The 21,932-nt window shown below is 59.8% G+C and carries 17 protein-coding genes; 12 read left to right on the top strand and 5 right to left on the bottom strand.

The features are described 5' to 3' along the window. The first annotated feature begins 40 nt into the window (after positions 1-40). The 11 genes from atpA (at position 41) to BLT69_RS06640 (ending at position 10,942) form a co-directional block, all read left to right on the top strand. Entirely contained in the window at positions 41-1,675 is a 1,635-nt protein-coding gene (gene atpA, locus BLT69_RS06690) for a F0F1 ATP synthase subunit alpha (protein ID WP_092648678.1), read from the top strand. Between the two features lie 3 nt (positions 1,676-1,678). After that, positions 1,679-2,605 carry a F0F1 ATP synthase subunit gamma gene (locus BLT69_RS06685; RefSeq protein ID WP_092648677.1) on the top strand — a complete coding sequence of 309 codons (927 nt, stop codon included), beginning with the start codon at positions 1,679-1,681 and terminating at the stop codon, positions 2,603-2,605. An 18-nt stretch (positions 2,606-2,623) separates the two neighbouring features. Next, positions 2,624-4,078 (top strand): F0F1 ATP synthase subunit beta, encoded by a 1,455-nt coding sequence (atpD, locus tag BLT69_RS06680; protein WP_371935771.1) that lies wholly within the window; start codon positions 2,624-2,626, stop codon positions 4,076-4,078. Next, positions 4,078-4,341, top strand: coding sequence for a F0F1 ATP synthase subunit delta/epsilon (locus BLT69_RS06675; protein WP_058236982.1), 264 nt, complete (start codon positions 4,078-4,080; stop codon positions 4,339-4,341). The genes atpD and BLT69_RS06675 overlap by 1 nt, the downstream gene beginning before the upstream one ends. A 79-nt stretch (positions 4,342-4,420) precedes the next feature. Continuing rightward, on the top strand, positions 4,421-4,843 hold the full coding sequence (locus tag BLT69_RS06670; protein WP_058236981.1) for a DUF2550 family protein: 423 nt from the start codon (positions 4,421-4,423) through the stop codon (positions 4,841-4,843). Between the two features lie 27 nt (positions 4,844-4,870). After that, positions 4,871-5,569 carry an endonuclease NucS gene (nucS, locus tag BLT69_RS06665; protein WP_092648676.1) on the top strand — a complete coding sequence of 233 codons (699 nt, stop codon included), beginning with the start codon at positions 4,871-4,873 and terminating at the stop codon, positions 5,567-5,569. Between the two features lie 13 nt (positions 5,570-5,582). Then, entirely contained in the window at positions 5,583-6,836 is a 1,254-nt protein-coding gene (locus tag BLT69_RS06660) for an N-acetylglucosamine-6-phosphate deacetylase (protein WP_092648675.1), read from the top strand. Positions 6,837-6,938: 102 nt separating this feature from the next. Then, the gene (locus tag BLT69_RS11345) at positions 6,939-7,181 is read left to right on the top strand and encodes an Rv1322 family protein (protein WP_257590278.1); all 243 of its coding nucleotides are present in this window, start codon (positions 6,939-6,941) and stop codon (positions 7,179-7,181) included. Positions 7,182-7,334: 153 nt separating this feature from the next. Continuing rightward, on the top strand, positions 7,335-8,969 hold the full coding sequence (locus tag BLT69_RS06650) for a hypothetical protein (RefSeq protein ID WP_092648673.1): 1,635 nt from the start codon (positions 7,335-7,337) through the stop codon (positions 8,967-8,969). Continuing rightward, on the top strand, positions 8,966-9,979 hold the full coding sequence (locus BLT69_RS06645) for a hypothetical protein (RefSeq protein WP_092648672.1): 1,014 nt from the start codon (positions 8,966-8,968) through the stop codon (positions 9,977-9,979). Before BLT69_RS06650 ends, BLT69_RS06645 begins: the two co-directional genes overlap by 4 nt. Beyond that, positions 9,980-10,942: a tetratricopeptide repeat protein gene (locus tag BLT69_RS06640; RefSeq protein WP_257590277.1), complete on the top strand. Its 963-nt coding sequence runs from the start codon at positions 9,980-9,982 to the stop codon at positions 10,940-10,942. 62 nt (positions 10,943-11,004) lie between these two features. On the opposite strand, the gene BLT69_RS06635 is transcribed toward BLT69_RS06640, so the two are convergent. From BLT69_RS06635 to BLT69_RS06615, 5 genes are all read right to left on the bottom strand, one after another. Next, positions 11,005-11,526 (bottom strand): O-acetyl-ADP-ribose deacetylase, encoded by a 522-nt coding sequence (locus BLT69_RS06635; RefSeq protein WP_058236975.1) that lies wholly within the window; start codon positions 11,524-11,526, stop codon positions 11,005-11,007. A 70-nt stretch (positions 11,527-11,596) separates the two neighbouring features. Continuing rightward, entirely contained in the window at positions 11,597-13,786 is a 2,190-nt protein-coding gene (gene glgB / locus BLT69_RS06630) for a 1,4-alpha-glucan branching protein GlgB (protein WP_092648671.1), read from the bottom strand. A gap of 102 nt (positions 13,787-13,888) precedes the next feature. Then, positions 13,889-15,298 (bottom strand): phosphotransferase, encoded by a 1,410-nt coding sequence (locus tag BLT69_RS06625; RefSeq protein WP_058236973.1) that lies wholly within the window; start codon positions 15,296-15,298, stop codon positions 13,889-13,891. After that, on the bottom strand, positions 15,291-17,006 hold the full coding sequence (treS, locus tag BLT69_RS06620; protein WP_058237816.1) for a maltose alpha-D-glucosyltransferase: 1,716 nt from the start codon (positions 17,004-17,006) through the stop codon (positions 15,291-15,293). Before treS ends, BLT69_RS06625 begins: the two co-directional genes overlap by 8 nt. A gap of 197 nt (positions 17,007-17,203) precedes the next feature. After that, a complete protein-coding gene (locus BLT69_RS06615; protein WP_092648670.1) occupies positions 17,204-19,228 on the bottom strand; it encodes a maltotransferase domain-containing protein in 2,025 nt (674 codons plus the stop codon). A gap of 333 nt (positions 19,229-19,561) precedes the next feature. Between BLT69_RS06615 and BLT69_RS06610 the strand changes: the two genes are divergently transcribed. After that, complete coding sequence (locus tag BLT69_RS06610; RefSeq protein WP_058236971.1) at positions 19,562-21,931, top strand: glycogen/starch/alpha-glucan phosphorylase; 2,370 nt, start codon at positions 19,562-19,564, stop codon at positions 21,929-21,931. Position 21,932 lies beyond the last annotated feature (1 nt).

The following is a 21,932-nucleotide window of genomic DNA, read 5'->3' as shown; positions in this document are numbered from 1 at the left end:
ATGATGGCGCACCACAATACACAGACAAAGGAAACGCTCAATGGCTGAACTCTCGATTAGCTCCGAAGAGATCCGCTCGGCTCTCGATTCTTTTGTGGACTCCTACAAGCCCACTCAAGCGGCAGTCGAAGAAGTCGGACACGTCACCGAAACGGCCGACGGCATTGCCCGCGTGGAAGGCCTGCCCGGTGCAATGGCAAACGAGCTTCTTCGCTTTGAAGACGGCACACTTGGCGTGGCCATGAACCTCGACGTGCGCGAAATTGGTGCCGTTCTGCTGGGTGATTTCAGCGGCATTGAAGAAGGCCAGCCGGTTCACCGCACAGGTGACGTTCTGTCTGTGCCGGTTGGTGACGGATACCTGGGGCGCACCGTTGACCCCCTCGGCAATCCGATCGACGGTCTGGGCGAGATCCAGGATCTGACGGGTCGACGCGCCCTCGAACTTCAAGCACCCGGCGTGATGATGCGTCGTTCGGTCCACGAGCCGCTCCAGACCGGTCTGAAAGCTATCGACTCGATGATTCCGATCGGACGTGGCCAGCGTCAGCTGATCATCGGTGACCGTCAGACAGGTAAGACCACCATCGCGATCGACACGATCATGAACCAGCGTGATAACTGGCTGTCGGGCGATCCGAGCAAGCAGGTGCGCTGCATCTACGTGGCGGTTGGCCAGAAGGGTTCGACGATCGCATCGGTGCGCTCCACACTGGAAGAAAACGGGGCGATGGACTACACCACCATCATTGCCTCACCGGCATCCGACCCCGCAGGCTTTAAGTACCTTGCGCCCTACACCGGATCCGCTATCGGACAGCACTGGATGTACGAGGGCAAGCACGTCCTCATCGTGTTCGATGACCTGTCCAAGCAGGCCGAGGCCTACCGAGCCGTGTCCCTTCTGCTGCGTCGCCCACCGGGGCGTGAAGCATACCCCGGCGACGTGTTCTACCTGCATTCACGTCTGCTGGAACGTTGCGCCAAACTCTCCGATGAACTGGGCGGCGGATCGATGACGGGTCTTCCCATCATCGAAACGAAAGCGAACGACGTATCGGCCTACATTCCGACCAACGTCATTTCAATCACCGACGGCCAGATCTTCCTGCAGTCGAATCTGTTCAACTCGAACCAGCGCCCTGCAGTCGACGTCGGTATCTCGGTGTCCCGCGTGGGTGGCGACGCTCAGATCAAGGCCATGAAGAAAGTGGCGGGCACGCTGAAACTGACGCTGGCCCAGTACCGTTCGATGGCGGCGTTCGCAATGTTCGCTTCCGACCTTGACGCCACGACCCGTTCACAGTTGACTCGTGGTGAGCGTCTGATGGAACTGCTCAAGCAGCCGCAGTCCACGCCGTACCCCGTGGAAGAACAGGTCGCATCGATCTGGGTGGGCACGCACGGCTACCTCGACAAGTTGGACGTGTCTGACGTGAGTTCCTACGAGCATCAGCTTCTGGACTACCTGCGCTCACACTCCGACGTGCTGACCACGATCCGCGAGACTGGCGTGCTGGATGATGACACGGAGAATGCTCTGCGTGAGGCCGCAGAGAAGTTCACGCAGCAGTGGCTGAGCGCGCAGCCAGGTGAGAACCTGGAGGACGGCGAGGTTGAAGCTGAACATTCACGTGAAGAGATTGTCCGTCGTCGCCGTGAGAAGAAGGCCTGATCGATGGCTGGTCAGCAGAGGATCTACAAGCAGCGCATTGCGTCTACGCAAACGCTGAGCAAGGTCTTCCGCGCCATGGAGATGATTGCAGCCTCCAGGATCGGCGCGGCGCGTCGCGATGCGACCGAAGTGGGACCCTACGAGCAGGCGATCACGCAGGCTGTGGCCTCAGTTGCCATCCACACGGATATGGGGCACCCGCTGACCGACGTGCGAAACGACACGCCTCGCGTGGCCGTGCTGGTGGTCGCTTCTGACCGAGGCATGGCGGGTGCCTATTCAGCGACAATTCTGCGTGAAACAGAGCACCTGGTCACCACGCTGCGCGAAGAAGGGAAGACCCCGATCCTGTATACCTGCGGGCGTCGCGCCAAGAATTACTTCAGCTTCCGTGGCGCTGAGATCGAGCGTTCGTGGGAAGGTGAATCGGACGAACCCAGCCTGGAGATGACGCACAGCATCGCCGAGGAACTGCTGAAGCGGTTCCTGGATGAGGACAGGATGACCGGCGTGTCCGAGGTTCACCTGGTCTACACGCGATTCAGGAACATGATGAGTCAGATCCCTCAGGTCAGGCAGATGCTGCCGCTGACTGTCGTGGATGCCTACGGTGAAGGCGAGACAAATGAAGTCGATCCGGTAAAGGACGACGGATCGCTGCTTTTCCCTGAATACGAATTCATCCCGTCTGCGCGCGACGTCCTCGATGCTTTGCTGCCTCTTTATGTGGAAAGCCGCATCCGCAACGTTCTGCTTCAAGCCGCCGCATCGGAACTGGCGTCGCGTCAGCGAGCGATGCACACGGCAACCGACAACGCTGAAGAATTGATTACGAAGTACACGCGTTTGGCGAATTCGGCCCGCCAGGCGGAGATCACGCAGGAAATTAGTGAGATCGTGGGCGGGGCCGACGCCTTGGCTAACGGCTGAGCCCACATGATGGAGAAGATGACCATGACAGAATCACCAGAAACCGGCGAAGGCCGAGTTGCCCGCGTCGTCGGCCCCGTTGTCGACGTCGAGTTTCCGCCTGACCGGATCCCGGCCCTCTACAACGCACTGCAGGTGGATGTGGAGCTGCCTGACCAGGGCGAAGGATCCGAATCATTCGTCATGACGCTGGAAGTCGCACAGCACTTGGGTGACAACCTGGTTCGCACAATCGCACTCAAGCCGACTGACGGCCTGGTGCGCGGTGCCCGCGTGCGCGACACCGGCGGCCCCATCACTGTCCCGGTCGGTGACGTCACCAAGGGACACGTCTTCAACGTGATCGGTGAACCGCTCAACCTCAAAGATGGCGAACAGCTCGAAATCACAGAGCGCTGGCCTATTCACCGTCAACCACCTGCATTCGATCAGCTTGAGCCACGCACCAAGATGTTCGAAACGGGCATCAAGGTGATCGACCTGCTTACCCCCTATGTGCAGGGCGGCAAGATCGGCCTGTTCGGCGGCGCAGGCGTGGGCAAGACCGTGCTGATTCAGGAAATGATTCAGCGTGTTGCTCAGGATCACGGCGGCGTGTCCGTGTTCGCCGGTGTGGGCGAACGTACCCGTGAAGGCAACGACCTGATTCACGAAATGGCTGATGCAGGCGTCTTCGACAAGACCGCACTGGTCTTTGGCCAGATGGACGAGCCGCCGGGGACCAGGTTGCGTATCGCGCTGACCGGTCTGACGATGGCGGAATACTTCCGCGATGTACAAAACCAGGACGTGCTGCTGTTCATCGACAACATCTTTCGTTTCACTCAGGCAGGTTCCGAGGTGTCCACCCTGCTGGGCCGTATGCCCTCGGCCGTGGGTTACCAGCCGAATCTGGCGGACGAGATGGGCCAGCTTCAAGAGCGCATCACCTCTGCCGGTGGTCACTCCATTACCTCGCTGCAGGCCATCTACGTGCCAGCCGATGACTACACGGACCCCGCGCCGGCTACCACGTTCGCGCACCTGGATGCGACCACGGAACTGTCCCGTGAGATCGCGTCGAAGGGTCTGTACCCGGCGGTTGACCCGCTGTCATCGACCAGCCGTCTGCTTGACCCGGCTGCGATCGGCCAGGAACACTACGATGTGGCAATCCACGTCAAGGCCATCTTGCAGAAGAACAAGGAGCTGCAGGACATCATCGCCATTCTGGGTGTCGACGAATTGTCCGAGGAAGACAAGGTCACGGTTGCGCGTGCACGTCGAATCGAACAGTTCCTGTCACAGAACATCTATATGGCTGAAAAGTTCACCGGCCAGCCAGGCTCCACCGTTCCGCTGTCAGAAACCATCGAAGCCTTCAAGCGCATTGCCGAGGGCTACTACGACAAGGTTCCTGAGCAGGCATTCTTCAATATCGGCGGCATTGAGGATCTGGAGCGCAAGTGGCACGAACTTGAGGCAGAATCCTGATGGCCGAGACAGGGGCGCTGAGCGTCAAAATCGTGACGAAGCGAGGCCTGTCCTGGCAGGGAGCTGCGCAGTATGTGCAGGTCCCAGTCGAAGACGGCTCGCTGGGCATTTTGCCTCATCGTCAACCATTGTTGGCTAGATTGAAAGAAGGTCCCGTCATTCTCACCATTGGCGACGACACGAAGACATTTCCGGTAGCCGGCGGATTCGTCTCCGTGGATTCTGACGTTGTCACCGTTGTTGCAGAAGGCATGGAGTCCTGAGAACACTGAGAACTACGTCCGTGATGAGCATTCATCACGGACGTAGGCGATATTACTGCATGGAAGGAGCTACAGCATCATGAACACTGCGTTGGTGTGGGCGCTGTGGCTCATCGTCATACTCGCCGTCATCGCCATGCTGATCGTCGGCTATATCAATGTGCGTGCCCGCCGGCTGGACACCTACCTGGGATCGTTTAGATGCTGGGCGCGCCGAGACTCTCAGTCCGGCTGGACAGCCGGAGTCGCCCATTACGGAGTCGAAACCCTCACCTGGTACCGCCTGGTGGGGTTTTCCATGCGGCCGGTTTTCTCAATGCCTCGACGTACCCTTGAAGTCTCAGCGCCCGACACTCGCTCTGTTGACGGAACCATGATCGAAGTGCATCTGGTCTCCGGTGATGATCGCTGGCAGGTGGCGATGGCCGCATCCAGTTACAACGGCCTGGTGTCATGGGCAGAATCTGGCCCTCCGCGTTCCTCGCAATCGTCCATCGACTAAAACGAGCAAAAAGGCAGGCACGCTTTCGTGCGTATCGTAGTAGCAACATGTTCAGTTGATTATTCAGGCCGGCTAACCGCGCACCTGGACAAAGCCCCGCGCGTCATCATGCTGAAGGCAGACGGCTCGGTCCTGGTTCACTCCGATGGCGGCTCCTATAAGCCGCTGAACTGGATGAGCGCCCCGTGCCATATGCGCATCGATGAGCCCAGCACCGATGAAACGGATCTAGGCGTGAGCGAGGTGTGGACTGTTCAGGCCGCCAAGTCTGACGACCAGCTGCTCATCCGTATTTTCGACGTTCTCCACGACGTCAACGAGGACCTCGGCGTGGATCCGGGCCTCATTAAGGACGGCGTGGAAGCCCACCTGCAGGCTCTGCTGGCTGAACAGGTGCCCTTGATCCTGGGAACGGGATACTCGCTGGTTCGCAGAGAATATCCCACGCCAATCGGGCCGGTGGATCTGCTGGTGCGCGACGAACACAATGTTCCCATCGCTATCGAGGTGAAGCGACGCGGTGGCGTCGACGGAGTGGAACAGCTCACTCGCTACCTGTCGCTACTGGCCAGAGATCCCCTGCTTTCTGACATTCGCGGCATTTTCGCTGCTCAGGAGGTCACGCGGCAGGCACGCACACTGGCAGAAGACAGAGGAATCCACGTAGTCGTACTCGACTACGACGCAATGCGAGGCGTCGATGACGCAGAATCTCGCCTGTTCTAGGAAAAGAGAGACCATGACGGATCAGACTGATCAATCCACTTCACTCGTTGCTCTTCGAGGACGGGTCGTCACACCGGATACGGTGATCGACGATGGGGTAGTGGCGTGGGACCGCGACACCATTATCTGGGTCGGTGATGCGGCGGCGCAGGAGGCCCCCTCGTCAATTCGTGAACAACTCAATGATCTGAAGCCGAGCGATGACATCATCATCCCTGGCCTCGTCGACGTGCACTGCCACGGCGGTGGTGGCGAATCGTTCCCGAACGCGCAGACCCCCGGGCAAGCGATGACGGCTGTTACCGAGCACCGCGCTCACGGGACGACCTCCCTTGTTGCATCGCTGGTGACTGCTGACGCGCAGACCCTCAAGGAACGTGCTGCCATGCTCGCCACGCTGGCCGATCGAGGGGAGCTGGCTGGAATCCACTTTGAAGGTCCGTTCGTGTCTCATGAGCGCTGTGGCGCGCAGGACCCACAGTTCATCTGCGACCCGGATCCCGTGCTGACAGCTGAACTGCTGGACGTGGCTGGCGGGCACGCGGTGACCATGACCGTGGCGCCGGAGAAACCGCACGCCAGCGGTGAGGGATCAGTGGCTGAAGTACTGCGCGAGGGGGGTGCTCTGCCATCGTGGGGGCATACGGATGCAGAGCCGGACGACGTTCGAGCCGTCTTTGAGGACGCCCGAGGACGCTACGCTGATCAGCTGAAAGACCCGGACCATACACGTCCCCTGGCGACGGTGACGCACCTGTTTAACGGCATGAAGCCGATGCACCACCGCGATCCCGGTTCCATTGCAGAGTTCCTTGCAGCGGGTGCGCGAGGTGATGCGGTCGTGGAGATGATCTGTGATGGTGTGCATGTCAATCCCACGCTGGTGCGCTGTGTGTACGAGGTTCTCGGACGGTCGCGCTGCGTCTTCATCACTGATGCGATGGCTGCTGCCGGAATGGCGGATGGCAGCTACCAGCTTGGGCCTCAGGCTGTGACGGTAACTGATGGGATTGCTCGTCTGACTGATGGCGGAGCGATCGCCGGTGGAACAGCTCACCTGCTCGATTGCGTGCGCGTCGCAGTAGGCGCTGGAATTCCGCTGGTCGATGCGGTATTTATGGCATCTGCTCAAGGTGCCAGAATCCTTGGCGATGAGACGGTGGGGGCACTCGAAGTCGGCAAGCGTGCTGACGTGGTCTGTCTGGATTCTGAGCTGCACCCCTTGCGCGTGTGGCGCGCGGGTGTCGTGTGCGATAGGAATAAGTAAGAGCGGCAAGACGACGTAGGCGGCCAGAGGAGCGATCACGACATGGGGCGGGGCAGACGGTCACGAAAACGACCTTGGGGCGGCGAACATCCGCGCCTCGATATGAGTCGTCTGGCCTCCATGCCGCTTAGTGCCGAGGGGCCTGGTGGGCTGCACTATCAGGTGTCGTACGTGTCGGGATCGCAGAAGACGTACACGTGTCCTGGTTGTGTCCATCCGATTGCTCCTGGCACACCTCATGTGGTCGCGTGGCCCGAAGAAGCACCCTTTGGATGGGATCAGGGGGTGGAAGCCAGACGCCATTGGCACCGGCATTGCTGGGAGCACTGGCTTCGGCCCCTCTGAGCCTGACTTGTTGGGCCTGTCTCGTGAGCCCGTCAGGCACTGCCCTTTTCGACTCTGCGATATGATGGATTATTACCATCGGTTCTGCGCTCACATCAACGGGCACTGTATTGTGAATGACATACGAGGAATTTTTGCGGAGGAGCGGACACTGTGAGTGGTATCAGACGTTACGCCAGCGCTTTAGCCCTTGCAGCAGTGGCTCTTGTTGCTGGCATCATCGGCATTTTGACACTGACCGTTTGGGCACCTGGACAGCACATTGAGGCCAAGGCTGACCCAGATCAGCCCTATGTGATGACGCGTGCGCGTGTGCTCCCTTTGAAAGCAGAAGACGTGACAGTGACCGTCGAAGCTGCCGATGCGTCGACGCCCGTCAGTGTCGTGGTTGGATCCACTCCTGATGTGATCGGGTGGCTCGGTGACGAGGCTTATACCGAAGTTGTGGGCCTGGAAGCTGGTATGACACAGCTGAAAGTAACCGACCATGCGGAAACGGATGCGAATCAGGCGCAATCGTCGGATGTGGCTGATGGCGAGCAATCCGCAGCTGCTCCTCAGTCAACGGCCGATGGTCAGGCACAGTCCGAAGCCCAGACTGCCAAGGAAGAAGCTCAGTCGGGGGCCTCGATTGCGAACCCGTTGGATAATGACATGTGGTTGGATCAGGCAGCCGGCCAGGGGAGCGCGTCGCTCACACTGAAAGCCGTTCCTGACACGGTGTCCGTACTGGCCACGACAGACGGTTCGAAAGCCCCGACATTGACGTTGACTTGGCCGGTTGAGCGCACCAATATCGCAGCGATCGCCGTGTGGCTTTTGACCATTGTCCTGGCACTGATCGCCGCAGTCATGGCGGTCATCATCTGGCGCAACCAGCGTCGCCGCGCGGCACGTGCCGACGAGCTGAAGTCTCGTGACCAGGCTGATACCACCGACACCGCCCCGATCGACATCTCCCAGATGCCAGACGCCGAGGAAGCTTCTGACGAGGCAGACGATGAGGGTGACGTGTCGCAAGCTGAGGACGGTACCCATGAAGCAGACGAGGCTGAGTCGATTGATGTCAGCGAGCCGGTCCCGGTAGCCGACCTGACAGATGAAGCTGACGGCTTGCCTGAGGAGCAAGCTCACCGGGAAGAACACGATCACTGTGAAGAGGTGAAACGCTCCGAAGAGGCGAACCAGTACGAAGAAGCGGAAGAGCCGGAAGAACTTGCTGAATCCGCTGAACCTGTCGAGCCGGCCATGAACGGCGAAGCTGAAGACCTCGTCGAACAGAAACAGGCTGCCGAACCCGCTGAGTCGGAGGAAGCTGTAGAGCCGGCTGAGACTGCAAAGCCAGCCGAACCAGTCGAACATTCGGCCCCCACCGATTCGGGTGTCATTGATATGTCCGTGGCTCGTGTACCGATGGTCTTCCCGACGCGACGCGCATTACGCGAAGCGCGCTCCCGAGGCGAAGAATCGGTGAATATCGATGGCCACGAATTCAACACTGGCCTCATCCCGATCGTCCCGTCGGCGCACCAAGCAGACAGCGGCGACACCCTCGTACGTCAGACAGACGGCGACCGTGCGGAAAACGAAGCCGACCATGTGAGCGGCACTGGCCACGCGAGCCGAACCGACCGTTCACAGGACGGCGACGATCCACGGGGCGACGATACACAAGCTGACGCCGAACGACCTCAGGACACTGGCCGTTCCCAAAAGGGCGCATGGACGTCCATCATGTCGAACTGGCTGCATCGTGACGGAACAGGATCGACCAAGGAGGAACAGTGATACGCCGCCGCATCTGCGCTGCCGTGGTGATGCTCGCATCACTGTCGATGGTCAGCGCCTGCTCGTCAGGAGAAATAGAAGTACCGGCCACTGAACAGCCAGCGTCCGGCGCAAACGGTGCGGCCAACCTGGATGCCAACCGCATCAACGCGATCCTCGGACATATCCAGGCCGCACTCGACCAAGCCAGTGACGAGGGCACGACCGAAGCCCTGTCCGGACGCGTCAAAGACCCGGCTCTGCGCATGCGCGGTGCACAGTTCGTGCTCGCCAAAGCCAAGGAGACCACGGTGCCGCAGCTGAGTCTCACCGGGGAAATGGTGACATCGACCAACTCAACAACGTGGCCGCGAATGTTCCTGGACATCGAGCAAAGCTCGGACGGGGAACTGCCGATTGTTTACGTCATCACTCAGCAGGATGCGCGCTCCAATTACGAACTGGAGAACTGGGTGCGCCTTCTGGGCGGCTCAGAATTCACGACAGCCCCACTGGAGACGGGTGCAGCATACGTATCTGCCGATGCCGACGGCTTCATCATGACGCCCAGCGAAGCAGTGGAAAAATACGTCGAAATGCTCAATTCTGGCACCGCCGGATCCGACATGTTCGCAGAAGACGAGTATGCGCGCTCGCACTTCGACGAGATCGCATCGCTCGGACAATCCGTGCAGGCCGCCGGTACCGTCACGGCTCACGCACAGACGGAGGGATTGCCGATCTCAGGACTCGTCTTGAACAACGGATCAGCCCTCGTGTCCGCATCGTTCGCAATGACGCACACCTACCAGCGCACGGTTGCCAGATCCACCATGCAGCTGGGCGGCTCCCCTGCGGCTATTAACGAGGGAGACCCCAAGGTTATCGGATCGGCATCTGCAAAATACCTGGTCTCGGTTTTGATTGAGCTGCCGCAGGCCGGATCCGATCAGAAAGCTCGCGTCATCGGCGCTGAACGTGTGATCGAGCAGGTCACGCGCGACGATTCAACCAAACCCGAAGGAGAATAAGTGGCAGAGAGTGATCCATCAATGGCGCAGCACAATTCGCAGCGGGAACCAGCCTCGCGTGCAGCGCACAGCGCGGAGGCCTCCGAACAGTCTCACGTGCAGCGTCAGGTCGCCGATTCTCACGGTGCCGTTGACCTGTCCGCTTCGGGCGTCCCTGCTGCCGCTCCTGCCGACGGTGATGCCGGGGTGCAACTGAACGTGCCTTTGATTCGCGACTGCGATGACGCTCAGTTCGAGGACATCATGGCAACGTCACGCACTGTTCCTGTGCTGATGGCACTGTGGTCATCGCGCTCCTTGGAGTCATCGTCCGTTCTGTCCATGCTGGAAGGGATCGTCCGCGAAAGGAGCGGCGCCTTCCAGTTGGTGAAGATCGAGGTGGAAAAAGCTCCGGGCATCACTCGCGCACTTCAGGTGCAGGCCTTGCCGACGGTGTGTGCACTGATCGGTGGGCGCCCGATCCCGTTCTTCCAGGGAAATGCGATTAAAGAACAGGTCGTGCCGGTCCTGGATGAACTGTTGACGGCAGCCCAGCAGATGGGGGTTACGGGCCGCGTCGCAGTCAGCGGGGAGGACGTGAAGGCGCCCGTACCGCCTGAACACCAGCATGCGTTGGACCTGGAAGAATCAGGTGACCTCGACGGCGCGATCGCGGCGTGGGAGAAGATCGTGGAGCGCAATGCGCGCGACCACGATGCCGAAGCCCAGTTGGCGCGCGTGCGTCTGCTTGAGCGCGGCACGGCTGGGAATGCGGATAACGACCTGGATCATGCTGATGAGCTGTTTAACGCCGGCCAGCACGCTCAGGCCTTCGACGTTCTGATCAGCGCTTTGGAGCACAGCACCGATGATGACAGGCGTGAAGAGCTGCGCACACGCATCCTGGACTTGTTCCGCGTGGCCGGATCCTCACCGGAAGTCAACGCTGCCCGTCGCAGGCTGGCAACCGCTCTCATGATCTAGAGGCTGGTGTGGTGATCGCACCTGAGGCAGCTCGAATCGGCTCGTCCGCGCGTCGGGGCAGTCTAGTGCTCGCCGGCGACGCTGCGCCATACGTGCAGGGCTCGGTCATCAAATAAGCAGAACACGATCCTGATTGCGTGCTCGTCCTGTTCGCTTTCATAGGTGCGAGCCGCCTCTATGCCGATACTCGCAACCTGTTCCATATCCCAGCCGTACACTCCTGCTGAAATTGCAGGGAACGCTACGGAGCGTGCACTGATGTCCTCGGCAACCCGCAGACTCGACGTGAAGCAGGAGCGTAGCAGATCCGGGTCAGTCTGCCCGCGATGCCGGTTAGGTCCGACAGTGTGGATTACCCAGCGCGCCGGCAGTCTGAAACCCTCAGTCGCTACAGCGTGCCCCACGGGAAGACCATCAGGGAACTGGCTGGCACGCACTTTCTTGCAGGCGGCGAGCAGGTCGGGCCCAGCTCCGCGGTGAATTGCCCCATCCACGCCGCCACCACCCAGCAGTGACGAGTTCGCAGCGTTGACAATGGCGTCCACCTCAAGTGTTGTGATGTCGCCGCTGATCAGTTCCATCATTGCTCGCATATCTCACGGGCGGTTGAGCGAGCAGGCAGGAATTGCTGCCCGTCCGCTCAACCGTCCGTGTCTAGTTCTCAGATGTGACAGGACGCAGCCAGAGCGCACCCAGCGGTGGCACGCGCAGCTCAGCCGATGCTGGCCGGCCGTTCCATGGAACATCTTCAGCGATGACCGGCCCCATGTTGATCACACCGGATCCGCCGAACTCTTCGCTGTCAGTGTTGAGGATTTCCTCCCACTGGCCGCTGAACGGCAGCCCCACGCGGTAGCCCTCGTGAGGTGTGCCGGCAAAGTTCGTGACGCAGACAAGGAGGTGCTGCTTGTGATCGGAGCCCATTCCCTTGCGGATATGGGAGATCACGTTGTGATCGCCGTCTGACGCGTCGATCCACTCAAAGCCCGTGTAGTCGTCGTCCCACAGCGCGGGATCGTCGCGATAGATCCTGTTGAGAGCCGACACCAGCGACAGCAACCCGGAATGCAGATCGTCATCGAGCAGCCACCAATCCAGAGAATGCTGCTCGGTCCATTCCTGTTCCTGCCCAAATTCCTGTCCCATGAACAGCAGTTGTTTGCCAGGATGTGACCACTGGTAGGCGTACAGTGCGCGAAGCGAGGCCATCTTCTGCCACTTATCACCGGGCATCTTCGAAACGAGCGAGCCTTTGCCGTGAACGACCTCATCATGGGACAGCGGCAGAATGTAGTTCTCGGAGAATGCGTACACCAACGAGAACGTGAGTTCACCGTGGTGCCAGCGACGGTTGACAGGGTCTTCCTGCATGTACCGCAGCGTGTCGTTCATCCAGCCCATATTCCACTTCATGCCGAACCCCAGGCCGCCTCCTGACGTTGGCGCGGTCACGCCGGGCCACGCTGTTGACTCTTCAGCCACCATTACGATGCCGGGGTGACGCCTGTAGGCAGTTGCGTTGGCTTCCTGCAGGAACTGGATAGCTTCCAAGTGTTCGCGACCGCCGTACTGATTCGGCCGCCACTGGCCTTCCTTGCGTGAATAATCCAGATACAGCATGGAGGCCACCGCATCGACACGCAAGCCATCGACGTGGAACTCCTCGAGCCAGTACAGCGCGTTGGCAACCAGGAAGTTGCGCACCTCCCGACGCCCGAAGTTGAAGACGTACGTTCCCCAATCCGGATGTTCACCACGCAACGGATCGGGATCCTCGTACAGGGGAGTGCCGTCGAAACGGGCAAGCGCCCAGTCATCCTTCGGGAAGTGGGCTGGCACCCAGTCCAGGATGACGCCGATACCTGCCTGGTGGAGGCGGTCCACCAGATAACGGAAGTCGTCGGGCGTGCCGTAGCGTGAGGTCGGCGCGTAGTACGAGGTGACCTGGTAGCCCCACGAACCGCCGAACGGATGTTCAGCCACCGGCATGAATTCGACGTGCGTGAAACCGGCTTCGGTGACGTAGGCGATCAGCTCATCAGCGAGCTGACGGTAGCCCAGCCCCTGTTTCCAGGATCCAATGTGGACTTCGTACACTGACATGGCAGCGGTGTGCGGGGTGGTGTGAGCACGCCTGTCCATCCACTCATCGTCATCCCACCTGTGGAAACGGTCGGTGACAACAGAGGCAGTTGCCGGAGGAATCTCGGTGGCACGTGCCATCGGGTCAGCCTTTTGGAACCAGTTACCGCCCGGCCCTCGGATCTCGAATTTGTAGCGCGCTCCCACGCCCACACCTGGGATGAACAGCTCCCACACGCCGGACGATCCCAGTGAGCGCATTGCGCTGGCGCTGCCGTCCCAGTAGTTGAAGTCGCCGACGACGCGCACGGCAGACGCGTTGGGCGCCCACACCGCAAATGCGACGCCCTCGACGTCACCCATCGGGCCGGTGTAGTGAGTCAGATGTGCTCCCAGAACTTTCCACAGTTCTTCGTGTCGTCCCTCGGAAATGAGGTAAATATCCATTTCGCCCAGTGTGGGCAGGAAACGGTAGGGGTCGTCCATCAGTGTCGTCTGGTCACCGTAGGTCACGCGCACTCGGTAGTCGGGAATATCGTCACATTCAAAGACGGCAACCCACACGCCGGATCGTTCGTGAACAGCGTCAACTGTTTGATCGGGCGTGACAATTTGGACAGCGTCGGCCAAATGATGCACCGTGCGGATCGTCACTGACCCGTCACTGAGGTGTGCTCCGAGCACGGCATGAGGCAGGTAGTACTGCCCCTGCGCCACTGTATCAAGGAGGTCTGGATCTTGAGGAATCGGTGAGGCGTTCATGACCTCATTTTCCCATGCACACGGTCACGGCGTGGCCGTTCGGATGGTCGTGGCGTTCTTTGCAACAAACGACCGTCCGATGTGCTCCACGTGTCGACCGTTTTACCGCTCAGCCAGTTCGGTGAGCGCATCGAGGGGAATACTCAGCCAGTCTGGACGCATCCTATGTTCGTAGATCGACTCATAGGCTGCCTTCTCAATGATCAGTGCAGTCATGAGTGCGTCGTCGCGACCCGAGAAATCAGCGTGATACCCCTCAAGGAACGCACGCTGGTGCTGGCTGACCCACTCGTGAGCGACGGCATCGTCAATCGCTGAGTCATCATCGGCAAGGCGTCGTGCCTGCGCCATCGCATAGTCGAAGGAACGCAGCATCCCGGCAACGTCCTTGAGCGGTAGGTCAGGGGCGGTGCGCTCGGCCAGGGGGCGCAGCGGCTCGCCCTCGAAGTCCAGAATCTTCCACCCATCATCGCTGAGCAGGGTCTGCCCCAGGTGGTAGTCGCCGTGAATGCGGGTCGCCTGAAGCGGCTCGTCCCATTGTGCGAGCTGGTCCAGCTCGCGGCCCAATGTATCCACGAGTTCGCCGGTCAGGCCAGGGACCTCAGCGTGCGCAGCATCGAGGTTGTTGCGCACCCGCGCAGCGATCTGCGATGGCGTCGGCCCGTCAGCAGTGGGCAGAGCCCTCGCCAGAATCTCATGCATCTGAGCTGTCACGGTACCCAGTGAACGTGCCTGCTCGGTAAGATCTTCACCGCGGGAGGCACCATCGACAAAGAAGACGAAACCGTCGCGCCCATCGCGTACCAGCTCACTGATAATGGTCGCCACACACAGTTCCGATTCCTTCTTGGGCCACGAACGCACGCGTGCCGGGACGGCAACGTAGCCGAAAACGCGTGGCACGTGGTTCCAGTCAGCCTCGCATAGCGCGGTGGGCACCTCAACATCCGGGTGAGCACCCTCCGTGAGCACGCGCAGTACCTTCGCGATGATTCCAGGAGTCTCGTCTGTGGTACCTCGGAAAATAACCGAGGTGTTCGACTGCTCGCCTCCATACACCTGTACCTGGTCACGCATGTCGCGCATGCGTTCAACGGTGTCAGCATCCACCGTTCCAACGGCACGACCCATCGCCAGCCACGTGTCCCAAAATGCCCACACCGACACGCCGTCCAGAATACTCAGGTCACCAATCGATCCGATGGGGTCGCCCTCGTCAACGTCCGTCGCAGGATTGTCGAACGTTTCGGCAACGTCGTCTCCGGCCTGCGGAACGAGAACGAGGGGGACGTTGAGCAGTTGCGAGCCGGCCTGGATGATCAGCAGGCGAACTGACGCTAAATCACCGGAATCGGACTCCGGAGTTCCCGGCGGTTCCAGATAGCCTGAATCGGCATTGAGCTCGCCAATGACCTGCAATGTGCGGTCGCTGGTGCGTGGGAACCATCGCCTCGACGTGAGCCACGGGGCGATCGCTTCCAGGAGTTGAATGGAAGACGGTGCGTTACTCATCTTCTTCCTCACTTTCTGGTTCAAGGAACGTCACGCCCAGCCAGTAAAAGCCGTGGCGCGGCAGCGTGATGTCCACCGTCTCATCGTCACGCACATCCGGGAACGCGTTGCCCGATCCAAGATCGTACAGATGCCAGCCGGCCATGCCGGGCAGGTGGATCTTCGCGGAGTGCGGTTCAGTGGACAGGTTGTTGACGCACAGAATCGTTTCGGATTCGTCTCGGCGCAAGAACGCGAGCACAGCATCGTCAGAGGACCACAGCAGCGTCATGTCACCAAATCCGAACGGCGCATGCTTGCGGCGCGTGTTCAGCATCTTGCGCGTCCAGTTCAGCATCGAGGTCGGGCGGGTGGCGTGCTCGGCCACGTTCACTGCGCGCTGGTCATAGGTCGGTGATGAAATTCCCGGCAGGAACCACTGATCCTGCGGGGCATCGGAAAAGCCCATCGTCGGCGTGTCATCCCACTGCATAGGGGTGCGCACGCCGAAACGGTCAGGCAGATCCACGTTGTCACCCATACCGATCTCATCGCCATAGAACAGGAACGGGGAACCGGGCAAGGACAGCAGCAGCGCGTAGGCCAGTTCAACCTCGCGGCGCGAGGCATGCAGCAGCGGCATGAGTCGTCGACGTATACCGACATTGGAACGCATGCGCTCTTCAGGGCAGTACCACTCATACATCCTGGCGCGTTCCTCGTCCGTGACCATCTCCAGGGTCAGTTCATCGTGATTGCGCAGGAAAACACCCCATTGGCCACCCTTGGGCAGGGGAGGGGTGGCAGCCAGGATTTCGCGCAGCCCGTGGGAGGATTCTTCGCGCAGTGCGGCGAAAATGCGCGGCATGATCGGGAAGTGGAAGCAGATATGGCACTCGGGTGCCTCATCGGTTCCAAAGTAGGCGACAACCTCGTGAGGCGGCTGGTTCGCCTCGGCAATCATGACGGTGCCGGGGAACTCTTCTTCGACCATTGCGCGCAGGTCCGCGATGAACTCGTGCGTGGCCGGGAGGTTTTCGCAGTTCGTACCTTCTTCTTCGAACAGGTAGGGGATGGCATCCAACCTGAAGCCGTCCACACCGGTGGTGCACCAAAAACGCACCACGTCTTTCATGGCTTCGCGCACCGCAGGGTTTTCATAGTTCAGGTCCGGCTGGTGTGAGAAGAAACGATGCCAGAAGAACTGGTGGCGCTCCTCATCCCACGTCCAGTTCGATACTTCCGAGTCCACGAAAATGATGCGCGCGTCGGCGTATTCGTTGGGTCGGTCACGCCAGACGTAGAAATCGCCGTACGGTCCGTTCGGGTCGGAGCGTGAGGACTGGAACCACGGGTGCTGGTCGGACGTGTGGTTCATGACCATGTCCAGCACGATGCGCAGGCCTCGTTCATGTGCGGCTTCCACGAGGGCACGGAAATCATCCATCGTGCCGAAGCGTTCGTCGATGCCCTTGTAGTCGGAAATGTCGTAGCCGCCGTCGGCCAGAGGGGAAGGAAAGAACGGGGGCAGCCAGATTGCATCGATACCGAGCCACTTGAGGTAGTCGAGCCGCGAGATCAGGCCGGGAATGTCACCCACGCCGTCGCCGTTGGAGTCCTGGAAAGAGTGGATCAGCAGCTCATAGAAGACTGCGTGGCGGTACCAACTGGGGTCGTCGGCCACAGGGACGAGGGCGGCTTCATCCTCGTGTGGCTGGTCCACCGTCATATTGTGGAATGGTGAGAGTTGCGCATAGTGGCTGGAGGTGGCGGTCGTCGTCTCAGGTGCGGCGTCCAGTTCAGCGCGCGATGAATCATCAACGGTCATGGCATCATACTGCCAGTTACGGCGCGCTGATGCACGGTGTGTATGCATTTCATGCCCGGCGAGTGGGACCCGCGGCGCCTGGAGGCGCGCGGTGCATTCTACTGTTGCTGTTCAACCCCAAAGACGTGTCCGATGCGGGTCCACGGGCTCAGCCGCACCACATTCGACGCACCCCAGCGGTACTCCATGCCGTCCAGTTCATCGACAAGGTTCAACCCGCCGCCGTGGCCAGCGTTGAGCAGCTCCATGCCGGGCGCGTTGACATCGAGGTCAACAGAGCCCCACACTTCATGATGCGGATCCAGTGAGACCACCACGATCACCGTGTCCGGGTTCCCATCAGGTGTGAACTGTCCGGGAATGTGCCGTGAGAAGCACAGCAACTGGTCGTTGGATGTACGGTGAATGCTGATCTGGTGAAGCTGCTGCAGGGCACGATGTCGCCCTCGTGCAGTGTTGAGCAGGGTGAGCAACTGAGGAATACCCGTGCGCTCCGCATCCTCCCACCTGCGCGGACGGTACTCGTATTTCTCGTTGTTGATCTGTTCTTCAAAACCGGGGCGCGGTACCGATTCGACCAGCTCGTAGCCGGAGTAGATGCCCCACGTCGGAGCGCCGCATGCGGCCAGAATCGCGCGGATTGCAAACATGGCGGTGCCGCCCTCGGTCATCTGCGGCGTCAAAATATCGTGCGTCGTCGGCCAGAATGTCGGGCGCATCAGGTGCGGTGTCTGCTCGGAGACTTCCTTGAGGTACTCTTCGATCTCCTTCTTATAGGTACGCCACGCGAAGTACGTGTAGGACTGGTCAAAACCGACGGCACCCAGCGTGCGCATCATGGCGGGGCGAGTGAACGCTTCAGCCAGGCAGATCACGTCTGGATATTCGCGATGCAGCGTGTCCATCATGCGTTTCCAGAAGTTCACTGGCTTGGTGTGCGGGTTGTCCACTCGGAAAATCTTCACGCCGTGTGCGATCCACAGGCGGAACAGGTCGTGGATCGCTTCGAACAGGCCTTCAGGATCGTGATCGAAGTTAATGGGGTAGATGTCCTGGTACTTCTTGGGCGGATTCTCCGCATACGCGATGGAGCCGTCGGCTCGCTGCGAGAACCATTCGGGATGGTCCCTGACCCACGGGTGATCCGGTGAACACTGCAGGGCAAAGTCGAGTGCGACCTCCATGCCGCGTTCGTATGCGGCAGCGACGAATGCATCGAAATCGTCAAAATCTCCCAGGTCAGGGTGAATCGCGTCGTGGCCCCCTTCATCTGACCCGATGCCGTAGGGGGAACCAGGATCGGTTTCCAGAGCATTCAGCGTATTGTTCTTGCCCTTGCGGAACGTCGTGCCGATGGGGTGAACTGGTGTGAGGTAGATGACATCAAATCCCATCGCACTGATGCGATCGAGTTCCTCAATTGCGGTGCGCAGTGTGCCTGAGACCCATGTGCCATCAGGGCGCTGGAATGCTCCGGCTGAGCGGGGGAAAATCTCATACCAGGAGCCCACCAGGGCGCGGGTGCGCGCGACATGCAGCGGATAGGCCTCAGTGCGACCGACCAGGTCACGCAGTGGGTACTGACGCACAATGTGGCGCACAGAAGACGATATACCGGCCGACAGGCGCTGCTGGTTTGATCGGGTGGCATCGCGCATGATGGAGATTGCACTGTGGAGGACGCGCGCATGGGGCTCAGCCAGACCCTGCTGGTCAGAATTGGCCAGTGCCTTCCCTTCGATCATGCGCTCAAACAGGCGTGCGCCCTCTTCCAGCATGAGGTCAGCGTCGATGTCGGCATCGACTTTAATGGTGGCATCATGTCGCCACGTAGCGTAGGGATCTGACCACGTCTGAATGCAAAATGACCAGTTGCCGGGTCGGTCAGGCATCACCCATGCCTCGTAGCGATCCAGACCGGGTGCAATATCCACCATTGGAGCAATCGTGTGGTCATGTCCGTCGGGGTCAATCAGGACCGCTTCGGCCTGATAGGCGTCGTGTCCCTCGCGAAACACCGTTGCGCGAATGGGGAATGGCTCACCGGCGGTCGCCTTGGCTGGAAGTCGCCCGCCTTCCACAACGGGGGAGAGTTCCACCGCGGGGATGCGTGTCACGGTCATGTCGAGTGGTCGAGAAGATTTGTGGCTCACATTGTTAGGGTACTGAATTTGGGAGGCACGTGGGGGACCATGGGTGGTGTGCGCATCGCCGAGAAGAATTCCCATGCCGTATCTTGTGGTCGCATCAAGGCTGAACGTGACTGAGCCATGACACGTTCGAGACCCCACGTGAAACGTCAATGAAATTTTCTCACCATGCATTCAGCGGAGTTATTCACCATTCGACGCTGAATGCAGGGACCACTAGACTGCTGTGTGTGAGAATGATTCAGCGTATTACACGCGGGTGCTTCAGCTGCTGCAGCGTGTCTAACTGAAGGGATTGATTACTAGATGTCGTATAGCCTGGCTGATGCAGCCACTTCGCAAGTCCGCTCCTTTTCAGGTCGACCAGCAGATCGCTCCACCCTCATGGAAATGTGGCAGGGCCTTTCTGCGGCAGTTGTTGACCGCGTCGCGAGCGACTGGGATCGTACCAACCGTCTGTATGCAACCAAACGACGGGAACACTATTTCTCGGCCGAATTCCTGATGGGTCGCGCCCTGCTGAATAACCTGTCGAACCTCGGCCTGACGAACGAAGCAGAAAAGATCGTCAATTCTTTTGGCCAGACGCTGTCCGATGTCCTGGAACAGGAACCGGATGCAGCGCTGGGCAACGGTGGCCTCGGGCGACTGGCAGCCTGCTTCCTCGACTCATGCGCCACACTGGACTACCCGGTGAACGGCTACGGAATCCTGTACCGCTACGGCCTGTTCAAGCAGCTGTTTGAGGACGGCTTCCAGCGTGAACAGCCCGATGCGTGGATGGAGGAGGGCTACCCCTTCATTGTGCGCCGCGAGGAAGAACAGCGCATCATTCACTATGCCGACATGGATGTGCGAGCCATTCCCTACGACATGCCGATCACCGGATACGGCACACGCAACGTGGGAACGCTGCGACTGTGGCGTGCAGAGCCGGTTGAAGAATTCGACTACGACGCGTTCAACTCGCAGCGCTTCACTGACGCCATTGTCGAGCGTGAAGCCGTCGCCGACATTTCACGCGTGCTGTACCCCAATGACTCCACGTTCGAGGGCAAGATCCTGCGCGTGCGCCAGCAGTACTTCTTCTGCGCCGCCTCGCTGCACGACATTGTTGCCAACCATATTGCCCAGCACGAGGGCGACCTGACAACTCTGGCTGATTTCAACGCGATTCAGCTCAACGACACTCACCCGGTTCTGGCTATCCCCGAACTGATGCGAATCCTGCTGGATGAGTACGGCTGGACGTGGGAAGCAGCATGGGACGTCGTCAGTCACACGTTCGCGTACACGAACCACACGGTGCTGGCTGAAGCGCTGGAGAAGTGGGAGACATCGATCTTTGATCGCCTCTTCCCGCGCATCATGGAAATTGTGCGCGAAATCGACCGCCGCTTCCGCATCGACATGACTGAGCGCGCCATCGACGAGGGAACCATCAACTACATGGCTCCGGTCCAGGGCAACATGGTGCACATGGCGTGGATCGCCTGCTATGCGTCGTATTCGATTAACGGTGTGGCCGCGCTGCACACAGAAATTATCAAGCGCGAAACGCTGCGTCAGTGGCATGACATCTGGCCCGAGCGCTTCAATAACAAGACGAACGGTGTGACCCCTCGTCGCTGGCTGCGTCAGTGCAACCCGCGCCTGTCCGCCCTGCTTGACGAGGTGACCGGCTCAGACCAGTGGGTCACCGATCTTGACGTCCTCGCACAGTTCACTGACAGCGTTGACGAGAGTGTTCTGCAGCGACTGATCGACATCAAGCATGACAACAAGGTTGACTTTGCTCAGTGGATCAAGAACCGCCAGGGCATTGAGGTCAATCCTGATGCGATCTTCGACGTGCAGATCAAGCGTTTGCACGAGTACAAGCGCCAGCTGATGAATGCGTTCTACATTCTGGACCTGTACTACCGCCTCAAGGAGGATCCGTCACTGGATCTGCCGCCGCGCGTGTTCATCTTCGGTGCGAAGGCAGCGCCGGGATATGTGCGTGCCAAGGCGATCATCAAGCTGATCAACTCAATCGGGGATCTGGTCAACAACGATCCTGACATTGACGGGCGCATCACAGTTGTCTTCGTGGAAAACTACAACGTCTCGCCTGCTGAGCACATCATTCCGGCTGCTGACGTGTCTGAGCAGATTTCAACTGCCGGCAAGGAAGCGTCGGGCACCTCGAACATGAAGTTCATGATGAACGGTGCACTGACGCTGGGCACGCTCGATGGTGCGAACGTGGAGATTCTGGACGCTGTTGGCCAGGATAACGCCTACATCTTCGGTGCCACGGAAGATGAGTTGCCTGAGCTGCGCCGCACATACGATCCGCGCTGGCACTATGAAAACGTACCTGGACTGAAGCGTGTGCTCGATGCAATGACTGACGGCACGCTGGATGACGGCGGCACAGGTGATTTCCATGACCTGCGTCTGTCACTGCTGGAAGGTAGTTACGATCCGGCCGACGTGTACTACGTGCTGGGTGATTTTGATGCCTACCGCACGGCTCGCGACCAGATGGCGCGTGACTACTGTGACCGCCAGGCATGGGCACGCAAGACATGGGTCAACATCACGAAGTCGGGACGTTTCTCATCGGACCGCACGATCCGCGACTATGCGCGCGAGGTGTGGAAGCTTGAGGCAGCCCCGATCGACCAGTGAT

Source organism: Schaalia radingae (genome assembly GCF_900106055.1).
Classification (GTDB): domain Bacteria; phylum Actinomycetota; class Actinomycetes; order Actinomycetales; family Actinomycetaceae; genus Pauljensenia; species Pauljensenia radingae_A.
Note: the sequence above shows the minus strand (reverse complement) of the source record. Positions and strands in the feature narration are given on the sequence as shown.